We start from the raw sequence: 13335 nt of genomic DNA, 5'->3' as shown, positions 1-13335 counted from the left end.
TATAATGTGACGCAATGCAGCGTCAAAATCCGGAAGCAAAGAGGCTTAAGGTTATAAGTAGTTTCTGTGTAAGAAATTATTATATCCTTAAGCCTTTTTGTTTTCTTGCGGGACAGGAGGTGAGGAGATGAATGAACAGATTTTAAGTGTTGGAATTGATATTGGAACTTCGACCACCCAGTTAGTTTTTTCGAATATTACGATTGAAAATATGGCATCAAGTTTTACTGTACCAAGAATTGTCATTGTTGATAAGAAAGTTATTTATAAGAGTCGAATTATTTTCACACCGCTGCTTTCTGATAACAAAATTGATATGGAAAAAATTGAAGAGTTTGTCAATCAAGAGTATGAAAATGCAGGAATTCAAAAAAAAGATATTCAAACCGGAGCCGTTATTATAACTGGGGAAACAGCTAGAAGGGAAAATGCCAACGATGTATTGCAAACATTAAGCGGATTTGCTGGTGATTTTGTTGTAGCAACGGCAGGGCCTGATTTGGAGAGCATTATTGCAGCTAAGGGAGCAGGAATGCATGTTTTTTCAGAGGAGCATTCCACGTCGGTCATCAACATTGATATTGGTGGAGGTACTAGTAATCTAGCCTATTTAAATAAAGGTGAAGTCATAGATACAGGCTGTCTGGATATTGGTGGAAGGCTCATCAAAATTGACCCGGGATCTAAGAAGGTAACCTATATTTCACCAAAAATAAAGGAATTGATTAAGGAAAGAAATTTGAAGGTTGAAGAGGGCAAGACAACATCGTGCGAACAATTGCAGCCAATTATAAATGAAATGGTACAAATAATTGAACAAAGTGTTGGTATGGAAACTACTTCTTCATTTTATCATCAGGCAATTACACATAAAGGATTACAACCACAAGCAAAGGCGAAGTATTTATCATTTACGGGAGGTGTTGCCGATTCTATCTATAACGAGTCAGATGAAGATCCCTTTAAATTTGGTGATATTGGAATTCTTCTTGGAAAAGCTATCCGCCAATCAATGCTTATGAGTGCCTTTAACATCATTACGCCGGCAGAAACAATAAGAGCAACAGTTGTTGGGGCAGGCACCCATACAACCGAGATAAGCGGCAGTACGATTACGTATACAGATGGTCTTTTTCCTCTAAAGAATCTTCCAGTATTGAAGATTGCGAAAGAAGAAGAAACACTGGATGCTCGTTTACTAAGTGAAACAATCCAAAAGAAACTGGATTGGTTTAAGGTAGATGGAAACATCGAAAATGTAGCAGTTGCTTTTTGTGGAAAGCTAAATCCTTCATTCCGGGAAATTCAATGGTACGCAGAGGGCCTGCTAGATGGAATGGAGAGTTTGCTTACAAAACGATTTCCTATGGTTATCATCACAGAACAAGATATTGCAAAAGTATTAGGTCAGACCATTTATGCAAAAATTGGGTATCCAATAGACCTTATTTGTATAGATGGAATTCATGTGGAAAATGGCGATTACATCGATATCGGGTATCCGGTAGCTGATGGAAGCGTTCTTCCCGTAGTGATTAAAACGTTAGTGTTTCATTAATTTTGCCTTGAGAGGAGGATATTTATGATTTTAAAAACAAAACTCTTTGGTCGGACATACCAGTTTAAAAGTGTTAACGAAGTAATGGCAAAGGCTAATGAGGAAAAATCAGGAGATAAATTAGCACAGATTGCAGCGGAGTCTGCCGAGGAAAGGGTAGCAGCAAAGGTGGTTGTCGCAAACTTAACGTTGGCTGATTTGCGTAACAATCCGGCTGTCCCTTATGAAATCGACGAAGTTACGAGAGTCATTCAAGATTCTGTTAATGAAAAAATTTATAACGAAATTAAAAACTGGACCGTACAGGAACTTCGTGAATGGATCTTGGACCAAAATACAACAGGTTTAATGATTAGGAGAGTTTCAAGGGGTTTAACCTCGGAAATGGTTTCAGCTGTCACAAAATTAATGTCTAATCTCGATTTGGTTTATGCTGCCAGAAAGGTAAGAGTCTCCGCAACGGCTAATACAACGATTGGGTTGGAAGGAACCTTATCAGCGCGGCTTCAGCCAAACCATCCTACAGATGATCCGGATGGTATTATTGCCTCCATTATGGAAGGGTTATCTTACGGTGTTGGGGATGCCGTTATCGGATTGAATCCGGTAGATGATTCAGTCGAAAGTGTATCGAGAATTTTAAGGAAATTTGATGAATTTAAAAATAAGTGGGAAATTCCGACGCAAATTTGTGTTTTGGCACATGTCACTACCCAAATGGAAGCCATTCGAAAAGGGGCCCCATCCGATTTGATTTTCCAATCAATTGCCGGTTCGGAAAAGGGAAACACCGCGTTTGGTATTAGTGCCTCGTTACTGGAAGAAGCACGTCAGCTTGCGTTAAAAGAAGGAACAGCTATGGGGCCAAATGTCATGTACTTTGAAACGGGACAAGGCTCTGAATTATCAGCTAATGCTCATCATGGTGTCGACCAATTAACAATGGAGGCACGCTGCTATGGGTTTGCAAAACAGTTCCAACCATTTTTGGTTAACACCGTAGTTGGTTTTATTGGGCCGGAATTTCTTTATGATTCCAAACAAGTAATCCGTGCCGGTCTTGAAGACCATTTTATGGGTAAATTAACTGGAATTCCAATGGGCTGTGATGCCTGCTACACGAATCATATGAAGGCAGACCAGAACGATATTGAAAACTTAGCAGTTTTATTAGCATCAGCTGGAGTTAACTATTTCATGGGTATACCTCATGGAGACGATGTCATGCTGAATTACCAGTGTACAGGCTACCATGACACTCCGACATTACGAGAACTGTTGGGGCTAAAACCGATTAAGGAATTTGAGCAATGGATGTTCAAAATGGGCTTTATTGATGAATATGGCAAGTTAACTTCAAAAGCCGGCGATGCATCGACGTTCTTAAAATAAGGAAAGGAGGAATTTTGAATGGTGAATGAGACAGAATTAAAATCCTTGATCGCAAATATTTTAAAAGACATGGTTGGAGATGAAAAGGAAGAAAAACAAAAGATTGAGGTGCAAGGGGCGGAACAACTAGTCTGTCTTGATTGTGAAGAAGCATGTTTAGAGGACATTACGGAGTTTGATATTAAGAAGCAATTACTCGTACCAGAACCGGAGGATAAAGAAGGATATTTAAAAATGAAAGAGAAAACCCCGGCAAGAATTGGTGTTTGGCGGGCCGGCCCTCGTTATAAGACAGTTACGTCCCTTCGCTTTCGAGCAGACCACGCGGCCGCGCAAGATGCCGTTTTCTCCCATGTTTCAGAGGAGTTTGTTGAAAAAAATGGTCTGATTCCGTTTCAAACTCTTTGTCAAAGTAAGGATGAATATTTAACCCGGCCTGACCTTGGTAGACAGTTTTCGGATGAAATGGTTCAGAAAATGAAGGATGTCTGCGGTAAACCGACAGTACAATTGGTGGTCGGTGACGGCCTAAGCTCTGCCGCCATTGAAGCCAATATGGAAGATATCCTTCCAGCTATTAAACAAGGCCTAAAGATGTACGGAATTGACATTAACAATATCATGTTTGTGAAATATTGCCGGGTTCCTGCGATGGATGTGATCGGTGAAGCAACAGATGCGGATGTTGTTTGCCTGCTTGTTGGAGAACGTCCAGGATTAGTTACAGCGGAGTCGATGAGTGCCTATATTGCTTATAAACCGACCGTTGATATGCCGGAAGCAAGAAGAACAGTTGTCTCCAATATTCATAAAGGCGGCACATCTCCAGTAGAAGCAGGCGCCCATATTGCTGAAGTCATCAAAAAGAATGATTGACAAAAAGGCTTCCGGCATTGATTTGAAAAATTAACGGAAATGGGAGAGATAAAATGAAACATGAACCGATCCACGCAACAGTTTTGAGTGTAAAAATAATTTCTAATGTCAACCCTGATTTATCAGAGAAGCTTGCATTAAAACCTCATCATAAAAGTATTGGTTTAATTACAGCTGATATTGATGATGTTACCTATACCGCATTGGATGAAGCAACAAAAGCAGCGGATGTAGACGTTGTTTATGCCAAATCAATGTATGCCGGAAGCGCCAATGCCTCAACGAAGTTAGCCGGGGAAATCATTGGGATTCTTGCTGGTCCAAGTCCAGCCGAAGTAAGGAGCGGAATCAATGCAGCTATAGACTTTATTGAAAATGGCGCCCATTTTGTTAGCGCAAATGATGATAACTCGATTCCGTACTATGCTCATTGTATCTCTAGGACAGGATCTTATTTATCACAAGTAGCCGGTATTAAAGAGGGAGAAGCAATTGCCTACTTGATTGCACCTCCACTAGAGGCTATGTATGGTCTAGATGCTGCATTAAAAGCAGCAGACGTTCAACTTGCAGCATTTTATGGTCCACCTTCAGAAACAAACTTTGGCGGCGGTTTATTAACAGGCAGTCAATCAGCTTGTAAAGCAGCATGTGATGCTTTTGCGGCGGCAGTTGAATTTGTAGCAGAAAATCCAACGAATTTTTAGGTAGTTGACTATGAATACAACTGCTCTTGGACTCATTGAAGTAAGAGGATACGTCGGAGCAATCGAAGCCGCAGATGCCGCGCTGAAAGCTGCAAACGTCACATTGCAAAATATAGAAAAAATTAGAGGTGGACTAGTCACCATCATGGTGATTGGGGATGTAGGGGCAGTTAAAGCAGCTGTGGAGGCTGGGGCAGAGGCAGCAGCCAAATGCAGTACAATTCTATCGTCCCATGTCATCGCAAGAGTTCATGAAGAAACAGAACAGATCCTTATTCAACCTCGTAGGAAAGCAACTCTTCCTAATGTAGAGGATCAATCTCAATTAGTTATGGAAGAACTAGAAGAGACGATAGAAACGGAAGAAATTGGATCAGTGAAAGAAGAAGAGTTCCATCCTACTGTAGAAGAAGCTGAGCTAATTACACAGCAACAAGAAAAATTAGTTGAAAAATCCTCGGAGCCAGATATCAACAATCTTGAAGGGCTAACTGTTGAGGAGCTAAGAAAACTTGCTCGTTCCTGTCATATTAAAAATATAAAGCCCAGCCAAATAAAATATGGCAGAAAGGAATTTCTATTGGAAATATTAACAAATCATTTAAAGGAGATCCAAGGTAAATGACCTTATTAGATAAAGATTTGCGTTCGATACAAGAGGCACGTGAGTTAATTGGCAAGGCGAAAGCCGCGCAATCACAGCTTGCACTGTTAAGCCAAGAACAGATTGATCGAATTGTTAAGGCAATTGCCGAAGCTGGCTATGATAATAGGGAGGAACTGGCAAAAATTGCAGCGGTAGAAACAGGATTCGGCAAATGGGAGGACAAAGTGTTAAAAAACGCCTTTGCTTCTCAGGCCGTGTACGAATCACTTAAGGATTTAAAAACAATTGGCATTCTAAAAGAGGATATGCAACAGAAAGTAATGGAGATTGGTGTTCCATTAGGAGTAATTGCAGCATTAATTCCCTCGACCAATCCGACATCGACAACCATTTACAAAGCGATGATTTCCCTTAAAGCCGGAAATGCAATTATTTTTTCGCCCCATCCAAACGCTATTAACTGCATTTTGGAAACAGTCCGGGTGATTAAAGAAGCTGCGGTAAAAGCGGGATGTCCAAGCGATGCTATAAGCTGTATGTCGATTCCAGCTATTGAAGGTACAGAAACGTTAATGAAACATAAGGATGTCTCATTAATTCTAGCAACTGGCGGGTCCGCAATGGTAAAGGCTGCCTATTCGTCGGGAACCCCTGCAATCGGGGTAGGACCTGGAAATGGCCCTGCCTTTATTGAAAGAACTGCTAATATTCCATTAGCTGTAAAACGAATCTTTGATTCTAAAACCTTTGATAATGGCGTTATTTGTGCTTCTGAGCAATCAATTGTCGTAGAGGAGTGCATCCGTGAAGAAGTAATTGAAGAATGTTCAAAGCAGGGCGGTTATTTTCTTTCTGAAAGAGAGCGAAAACAATTAGAGAAATTTATAATGCGCTCTAATGGAACAATGAATCCAGCGATTGTTGGAAAAAGCGTTGAGCAAATAGCCAAATTAGCAGAATTAAACATTCCGGATGGCACAAGAGTATTAATTGCCAAGGAATCAAGAGTCGGACGAGACGTACCATACTCACGGGAAAAACTAGCACCAATCTTGGCTTTTTATACAGAAAAAGATTGGCAGGCAGCATGTGAGAGATGCATACAACTTCTTTTGAATGAAGGAGCGGGGCATACCTTAATCATTCACTCTGAAAATGAAGAAGTAATTAAACAATTTGCCTTGAAGAAACCAGTTTCAAGATTACTAGTTAATACTCCTGGTGCTCTAGGGGGTATTGGGGCAACGACTAATCTTGTCCCAGCACTTACACTTGGTTGCGGTGCTGTTGGAGGAACATCTACATCGGATAATATTGGTCCGTTGAACTTGATCAATATTCGCCGTGTTGCCTATGGAGTTAAGGAACTGGAGGATCTGAGGGAAAATACACCAACATGTGAACCATCCTTTGGGGTTTGCGATCAAAAGGAATTGATTGAATCAATCGTGAAGCAAGTGCTGGCACAATTACATTAACTAGATGATTGTTTTAATGAAAATGATGAATTTAAACATAAAAATTCGAGGAGGAAGTAAAAATGGCAAACACAAATGCATTAGGAATGATTGAAACAAAAGGATTAGTTGGAGCAATTGAGGCAGCAGATGCAATGGTAAAAGCAGCAAATGTCACTTTAATCGGGAAGGAACAAATCGGTGCTGGCCTTGTTACAGTAATGGTTCGCGGAGATGTTGGCGCTGTTAAAGCGGCAACAGATGCCGGTGCTGCAGCTGCTGAACGTGTCGGTGAATTAATTTCAGTTCATGTAATCCCACGCCCACATACAGAAGTAGCTGCAATTTTGCCTAATGTAAATGTTGAAGAGTAAGAAAGAACGACTGACCCGTATACAAAACTTAAAAATACGTTGTTGCATTCAAGGAGACTTCTTTAGTCGTACGGGCCAGTCTTCTTTTTATAAGGAAGTGACATAAATGGCTGTGCTAACTGAAAGTGAGATTCGTAAACTTCTAAAAGGAAAAGGTCTTAAAACAACAGATGCATTAGAAATTCCCAAAGGGACAGTTGTAACACCATCGGCCAAAGGATTTTTAGCTGAGCACCATATTAAACTGAAGTTTATTGAGAAGCAAACTGCTATAAATGGGCAGCAAGTCGCAGCAAAGATAGATAAGTCGGAAGAAAAGAGATATCCTTATCGAACTTTATATGGAGGCAATTTAGAAAAAAAACCGGAGCATATGACAGCCTTGTATGGCAATGTTCTCGTATTTAAAGACCATAAACGGATTGTTTTACGTGGAAAACTAGATTCACTAGAGTCAAAGATTATGGAAACGCAAATTGCATTTCAAAAACTTAAAGTTCCAAGATTGGTTGAAGATCTGCAAGAGATTCTGGAGTTTGTAAGGAATATCCTTAGATGTGAAGTACTTGGGGAAGAAGTAAAGGAATTTTATCTCCAACACATGAATCCCACCGAGCTAAGGGAAATGTCCCACCATCCGAATAAATATTTCGGAACCGGACATTTTATTCCAGACTATCAAATGGGAGAAGAAGTTGTTCTTCTAAACTCCTTAAGAAGTTCGGTTCGAGAAACGGAATTAGCTGCTTACGCTGCTTTTAGAACAGAGACAGGCGATGCTGAGCGAGGCGATATTATCCTAGCACTAAACCGTCTTTCCTCCTTATTTTACATTATGATGTTTAAGTTTAAAACTGGCCAGTACAAATCATAAGAAGGATGGTGAGATGGATTGCAAATCGAAACACTAATCACTGAGGTTTTCTCGAAAGTAAAGGAACAGTTCATTGAGGTTGAAGCATCCGGTCGCCATATTCATTTAAATCGGACAGCGATTGATCAATTATTTGGAGAAGGATATCAATTAACAAAGAACCGAGAACTTTCACAGCCAGGTCAATTTGTTTGTAAAGAAAGGCTGACCATTATTGGCCCAAAAGGGAAATTCGAAAACGTTGTAATTTTGGGACCGGAACGAAAGGACTCGCAAGTTGAAGTATCGTTAACAGATGCTGTAACTCTTGGTATTAAAGCTCCAGTTCGTGAAAGCGGTAATATTTTCGGCACCCCTTCCATCATTTTAAAGTCGCCTATAGCTAAAATCATGCTGCCAAATGGTGTCATTGCTGCCAAAAGGCATATACACGTAAGTCCAGAGGATGCCAAACGTTTTAAACTGGAAGACAAGGAAATTGTCCAGGTCAAGGTGTATGGCAGTCGCCCATTGATCTTTGATGATGTATTAGTCCGAGTTAGTGAAAAATATCGCACCTATATGCATATTGACTATGATGAGGCAAATGCCTGTGGCTTTAGCAAAGGTACCTTGGGCCGAATTATTAAAAATGGCGCTTAGGAGGTGATAGTAATGGATTTTGAACGATTAGTAGAGGCTGTTTATCAGGAACTTGCTTGTAAACTGAAACAAGATAAAAAGCAAGGATCGGTATGTGTCCTCTCCCACAATCGGGTTCCTGAACTAGAACGGATTTTCAAAGAATCCTCTGATATCGTTTATTTTTCTAAAGAAAATTACTTGGAGCATGGTCCGTATAAAATGGTCCTCATTCCTCGTTTAACAGTTACGATGCTGGCAAATTTGGCAAATGGTATTGGAACAACAGTTGAAGAACAATTTATTCTCTATCAATTATTACAGGGCCAAAAGGTTATCGTGTTGCAAAATGGAGTGGAATACCGTGAATACAAGAAGCAGTCACCTGCGTTATTATATAAAGTTTATGAGGAATATGAAAAGAAATTAAAAGGTTTTGGAGTTTTCTTTTTATATAGTAATGAATTGTTAAAAGAGCCAAAACAATTAGAGAAAGAAAAACCGGAACAGTTGACGGAGCAAGAACTGAAAGTTCCCTGTAAAAAAAGTTCAAAAATCACCAAGAGAGTGATTTCTGAAGCTGATTTACAAAAAATGCATTTACAAAATATAAAGGAAATCATCATTAGTGACAAAAGTATCATCACTCCACTTGCAAAAGACTTTATTCGGACACATCATTTGGTGATTACTCATCAAGGCAGGGAATTGTCATGATTGTCGGAAAAGTTGTCGGAAGTCTATGGGCTACAAGAAAAGACGATAAATTAAATGGGTTAAAGTTTCTCGTAATAGAACCTCTATATGAGAATGGTGATATGAAAGGCTATTTCGTTGCCGCTGATAATGCCGGTGCTGGTGTCAATGATTTGGTACTGATTAGTCAGGGCGGGGGTGCAAGGGCGTCACTCGAAAATCCAAACATACCAGTTGATGCCGTAATTGTCGGGGTCATTGATTCAATCGAGGTTGAAAATGAATAATGCTATTGGAGTATTGGAGCTTCGGAGTATCAGCAGAGGCTATTTGACAGCTGATTACATGTTTAAAAAAGCACCAGGCCCTTTCATGTTCACTTTCGGGGATTGATCCTAAATATATAGTAGATTCTTCAGAAATACACTCTCCAAGTACGGAACTAAAACATTTAATCCTAAATAAAAAATTGGGGGACTCCAATAATGGGAATCAATGATATTATTTTGTATTTAATGGTTATTTTTATGGTGATAGGGGCTTTAGATAAGTGCTTCAAAAATAAAATCGGTTTAGGCGATAAGTTTGATGAAGGGATTATGGCAATGGGCTCTTTAACATTGGCCATGGTTGGGATTATCGTAATTGCACCTGTATTGGCAAAGGTATTAAGTCCAATAATTGTCCCTATTTATAGTGCCCTTGGTGCTGACCCATCGATGTTTGCAACAAGTCTTTTGGCGATTGATATGGGTGGCTTCCAGTTGGCTCAGGAGATGGCTAAAACACCGGATGCTGCAATGTTTTCAGGGGTTATCTTAGGATCAATGATGGGACCGACCATTGTGTTCTCGATTCCTGTTGCATTAGGAATTATTGAAAAGAAAGATCATAAGTTTTTAGCGACCGGGATTTTGGCAGGAATGATTACCATTCCTCTTGGGTGTTTAGCAGGAGGGCTAACAGCTGGGTTTTCAATTATTATGATTTTGAAAAACCTTGTTCCAATCATTTTAGTTTCCGCTTTAATTGTGGTAGGTCTTTGGTTAATACCTGAAAAAATGATCAAAGGGTTTACCATTTTTGGACATGGTGTTGTGGTTGTTGCAACAATTGGTCTTGCGGTTGGGATTATTCAGACATTAACTGGGCTAACAGTTATTCCGGGAACAGCAAAAGTGGAAGAAGGGGTTTCCATCGTCGGCAGTATTGCGATAGTTCTAGCAGGAGCTTACGTTATGGTTGATGTAATTACGATAGTATTCAAAAAGCCACTGTTGAAATTAGGGAAGCTTCTCGGTATGAATGAGATAGCTGCAGCTGGTATGATTGCAACTTTAGCTAATAATATTCCGATGTTTTCGATGTTAAAAGATATGGATGACCGCGGTAAAATTATCAATGTTGCTTTTTCTGTATCTGCAGCCTTTGTATTTGGTGACCACTTAGGCTTTGCAGCTGGTGTAGCAAAAGATATGATCTTCCCAATGATTGTTGGTAAACTAGTTGGAGGAATTACGGTAATCTTTGTTGCGATTTTTATCGCTAACAGAATGTTTGGAAAGACAGGAGATAAAGGTGGACAATCTCCACTTGCTAAAGCTAACTAAAGTTTTTGGTTTGATGCAATTTTCATGTCTGAATTATGGTCGTTTTCCTTGTTTGGTTGTTCAGAAAAAATATCTCTTTTGAATTAGAATAGATATATTTTACAAAATGTCATAAAATCGCCAATTAATTATGAATTTCTCATGATATAATTAAATTGGCACAACGGCGTGCAATAAAAGCAAAGGAGCTTTATAGAGATTTTTTTCTCTTTAAAGCTTCTTTTTTTTGGAAAAGGTGGATAGGAAAGGATTGTTTTGAAAGTAATACACACGTATTTTAATTTTCTGGAGATGCGAATATAAGTAATTGGGTAAATAAAACTGAAAAAATTATGGGTATTGAGGAAGAGAAAATATGAAACTCAAATGATGGAGAAGAGAGGGATGGAACGTAGATATAATGCCGTTCATTTAGAAGAGGACATAAAGATGGGAAACAAATCGATACATATCACGGAGTGAATATACAGAAAGAAGGTAAGAATCTAAATGAAATTCAAAAGTATTAAAATGCGTACATTGGCAATTATACTTCCTTTATTACTGGTGATTTTTGGGTCTATCACATCGGTCACCTATATTAATGATAAAGGTCTACTGGAAGAACAGATAAATTATCGAATGAAAAATAGATTAGATGGTGTGACACAATCCGTAGAAAACTATTTGCTGGAAACAAGTAGTATACCTGAGCAACTTACCAGGATGATTGAAGTATCACCAAAGAGCTACTCTCTATCAAATTACCAAAAAATCCTTACAAATGTTTTTTCTTCAAATAAAAATGCGTTTGGAGGAGGAATCTTTTTTGAACCTTATAAATATAAAAAGGATTTAAGATATTTTTCAACCTATGCTTACTGGGATCAAAATGCAATAAAAACAACACAAAAATACAGTGATGTAAAATTTGATTACACATCTCAAGATTGGTATCAAATTGCAACCAATACTGATAAACCTGTTGTGCTAACAAGTCCGTATCTCGATACGAACGTAAACGCCTCTATGGTAACGGCTACTGCTCCATTTTATGATCAGCAAAAACAATTTCTTGGTGTGGTCACAGCTGATATTGACTTAAGTCAAATCCAAAAAACGATTGAGGATATTCAAGTTGAAAAAACAGGTTATGCATTTTTAATAGATAATAATGGAACATATATTGCTGCACCTGACTCCGAAAAAGTGATGAAAGCGAAGATTACAGAAGATAATGATGCCAATTTGGCGAAGTTAGGCAGTCAAATTATCGAAAAGAAAAACGGATCCCTTCGCTTCACAAATAGCAGTAATGTGGACACTTCTTTATTTTTTAAAAAAATACCAAACACAAATTGGACAATTGGTCTAGTGGTTCCAGATGATGAATTGTATGCATCATTAAGTTCACTTTCAAACATTTTAATCATTGTCAGTTTGGTAGGAATTGCATTAATTGTTTTAGTGATTCTTTTTTATAATCAATCCATTGTGAAAAATATTAATAAAGTCAATGACATGGCTTTAACATTGGCTAATGGCGATTTCCAACATCAGTTAGATATCAAGAGCCAAGATGAGTTTGGAAAAATGGCCGGCTATTTAAATCAAATGAAAGATAACTTTTTACACATCATTCAACAAGTGAAAAGTCAATCAGACCAAGTGGCAGCAACCTCTGAAGAATTATCGGCTATCGCTGAAGAAACGAGCACAGCAAACGTTCAGATTAATAATGCAATTCAGGAAGTCGCTATTGGATCCAAAACACAGGTGGAAAGAACCACCCATTCAACAGGGGTAGCTGAAGAAATTACAACTAGAATGGAACAAGCATTAGGTTCTAATACTTCCATTTCAAACTTGATATCAGAAACGAACGATAAAGCTAATAACGGTAGCGCAGTGGTTAGGAAGGCGATTTCCCAAATTGATTTGGTTCATCAAACGACTGAAGAAACAGCCAGTCGGGTGGATGAATTAGGTGAAAAATCCAAACAAATTAATCAGATTGTTGATTTGATTACCGCTATTTCCGAACAAACGAATTTGCTGGCATTAAATGCCTCTATTGAAGCGGCGAGAGCCGGAGAAAACGGCAGAGGTTTTGCGGTGGTAGCAAATGAAGTAAAAACTTTAGCGCAACAATCACAGGAAGCGGCAAAAAATATTTCTGTAATTATTGAAGATATTGAAAGCGAAGTCGAGAAAACCGTTACGGCAATGAATAATAATAAACAAATGGTCCAAGATGGACTGGAATTTGTCAATCAAAGTGGTAAAACATTTAATGAAATTGCCCAAATGATAGGCGAAGTTGCGAAAATGTCAAAAGAAGTTTCAGATCATTTAATGGGGGTTAATAACAGTTCCGAGGAAATGGTAAAAGATATTGAAAACGTAGCGAACATAGCTGAACAAGCATCAGAAAGAATACAAAATGTCGCGATGTCAGCGAAAGAGCAAAATTTGGCAATGGGCGAAATTGCTGTATCAGCTGAAACACTTAAAAAAATGGCCCAAGAGTTACAGGAATCGACCAGTATGTTTAAAATATAAAAAATTGGTGCAAGAGTAAGAG

General features: G+C 38.8%; 12 protein-coding genes and 1 pseudogene. All 13 read left to right on the top strand.

What is annotated here, in order from left to right; all coding sequences use genetic code 11:
• The first annotated feature begins 127 nt into the window (after positions 1-127).
• The 13 genes and pseudogenes from eutA to RCG24_RS13170 all read left to right on the top strand — a co-directional run bounded on the left by eutA (position 128) and on the right by RCG24_RS13170 (position 13313).
• On the top strand, positions 128-1558 hold the full coding sequence (gene eutA / locus RCG24_RS13230) for an ethanolamine ammonia-lyase reactivating factor EutA (protein WP_202656019.1): 1431 nt from the start codon (positions 128-130) through the stop codon (positions 1556-1558).
• 24 nt (positions 1559-1582) lie between these two features.
• Positions 1583-2950: an ethanolamine ammonia-lyase subunit EutB gene (locus tag RCG24_RS13225; RefSeq protein WP_202656018.1), complete on the top strand. Its 1368-nt coding sequence runs from the start codon at positions 1583-1585 to the stop codon at positions 2948-2950.
• Between the two features lie 21 nt (positions 2951-2971).
• A pseudogene (gene eutC / locus RCG24_RS13220) lies at positions 2972-3860 on the top strand (ethanolamine ammonia-lyase subunit EutC).
• Positions 3861-3879: 19 nt separating this feature from the next.
• Positions 3880-4533 (top strand): ethanolamine utilization microcompartment protein EutL, encoded by a 654-nt coding sequence (eutL, locus tag RCG24_RS13215; RefSeq protein WP_202656017.1) that lies wholly within the window; start codon positions 3880-3882, stop codon positions 4531-4533.
• Positions 4534-4543: 10 nt separating this feature from the next.
• The gene (locus tag RCG24_RS13210) at positions 4544-5158 is read left to right on the top strand and encodes a BMC domain-containing protein (protein ID WP_202656016.1); all 615 of its coding nucleotides are present in this window, start codon (positions 4544-4546) and stop codon (positions 5156-5158) included.
• A complete protein-coding gene (locus RCG24_RS13205) occupies positions 5155-6618 on the top strand; it encodes an acetaldehyde dehydrogenase (acetylating) (RefSeq protein WP_202656015.1) in 1464 nt (487 codons plus the stop codon). Before RCG24_RS13210 ends, RCG24_RS13205 begins: the two co-directional genes overlap by 4 nt.
• A gap of 62 nt (positions 6619-6680) precedes the next feature.
• Positions 6681-6971 (top strand): BMC domain-containing protein, encoded by a 291-nt coding sequence (locus tag RCG24_RS13200; RefSeq protein ID WP_202656014.1) that lies wholly within the window; start codon positions 6681-6683, stop codon positions 6969-6971.
• A gap of 106 nt (positions 6972-7077) precedes the next feature.
• Entirely contained in the window at positions 7078-7845 is a 768-nt protein-coding gene (locus RCG24_RS13195) for a cobalamin adenosyltransferase (RefSeq protein ID WP_202656013.1), read from the top strand.
• 18 nt (positions 7846-7863) lie between these two features.
• Positions 7864-8487 carry an ethanolamine utilization phosphate acetyltransferase EutD gene (gene eutD, locus RCG24_RS13190; protein ID WP_202656012.1) on the top strand — a complete coding sequence of 208 codons (624 nt, stop codon included), beginning with the start codon at positions 7864-7866 and terminating at the stop codon, positions 8485-8487.
• 12 nt (positions 8488-8499) lie between these two features.
• On the top strand, positions 8500-9183 hold the full coding sequence (locus RCG24_RS13185; protein ID WP_202656011.1) for a hypothetical protein: 684 nt from the start codon (positions 8500-8502) through the stop codon (positions 9181-9183).
• Positions 9180-9449: a EutN/CcmL family microcompartment protein gene (locus RCG24_RS13180; RefSeq protein WP_202656010.1), complete on the top strand. Its 270-nt coding sequence runs from the start codon at positions 9180-9182 to the stop codon at positions 9447-9449. Before RCG24_RS13185 ends, RCG24_RS13180 begins: the two co-directional genes overlap by 4 nt.
• A gap of 198 nt (positions 9450-9647) precedes the next feature.
• Complete coding sequence (gene eutH / locus RCG24_RS13175) at positions 9648-10772, top strand: ethanolamine utilization protein EutH (RefSeq protein ID WP_202656009.1); 1125 nt, start codon at positions 9648-9650, stop codon at positions 10770-10772.
• A gap of 489 nt (positions 10773-11261) precedes the next feature.
• Complete coding sequence (locus RCG24_RS13170; RefSeq protein ID WP_308077223.1) at positions 11262-13313, top strand: methyl-accepting chemotaxis protein; 2052 nt, start codon at positions 11262-11264, stop codon at positions 13311-13313.
• The last annotated feature ends 22 nt before the right edge of the window (positions 13314-13335 follow it).

Origin of the sequence: Neobacillus sp. OS1-32 (assembly GCF_030915425.1) — a bacterium.
Taxonomy (GTDB): Bacteria; Bacillota; Bacilli; order Bacillales; family Cytobacillaceae; genus Neobacillus; species Neobacillus paridis.
Note: the sequence above shows the minus strand (reverse complement) of the source record. Positions and strands in the feature narration are given on the sequence as shown.

What these genes read in the sequence shown, in the direction of transcription:
- eutA (WP_202656019.1), top strand. Translation starts at nt 128, where the DNA reads ATGAATGAACAGATTTTAAGTGTTGGAATTGATATTGGAACTTCGACC.
- RCG24_RS13225 (WP_202656018.1), top strand. Translation starts at nt 1,583, where the DNA reads ATGATTTTAAAAACAAAACTCTTTGGTCGGACATACCAGTTTAAAAGT.
- eutL (WP_202656017.1), top strand. Translation starts at nt 3,880, where the DNA reads ATGAAACATGAACCGATCCACGCAACAGTTTTGAGTGTAAAAATAATT.
- RCG24_RS13210 (WP_202656016.1), top strand. Translation starts at nt 4,544, where the DNA reads ATGAATACAACTGCTCTTGGACTCATTGAAGTAAGAGGATACGTCGGA.
- RCG24_RS13205 (WP_202656015.1), top strand. Translation starts at nt 5,155, where the DNA reads ATGACCTTATTAGATAAAGATTTGCGTTCGATACAAGAGGCACGTGAG.
- RCG24_RS13200 (WP_202656014.1), top strand. Translation starts at nt 6,681, where the DNA reads ATGGCAAACACAAATGCATTAGGAATGATTGAAACAAAAGGATTAGTT.
- RCG24_RS13195 (WP_202656013.1), top strand. Translation starts at nt 7,078, where the DNA reads ATGGCTGTGCTAACTGAAAGTGAGATTCGTAAACTTCTAAAAGGAAAA.
- RCG24_RS13185 (WP_202656011.1), top strand. Translation starts at nt 8,500, where the DNA reads ATGGATTTTGAACGATTAGTAGAGGCTGTTTATCAGGAACTTGCTTGT.
- RCG24_RS13180 (WP_202656010.1), top strand. Translation starts at nt 9,180, where the DNA reads ATGATTGTCGGAAAAGTTGTCGGAAGTCTATGGGCTACAAGAAAAGAC.
- eutH (WP_202656009.1), top strand. Translation starts at nt 9,648, where the DNA reads ATGGGAATCAATGATATTATTTTGTATTTAATGGTTATTTTTATGGTG.
- RCG24_RS13170 (WP_308077223.1), top strand. Translation starts at nt 11,262, where the DNA reads ATGAAATTCAAAAGTATTAAAATGCGTACATTGGCAATTATACTTCCT.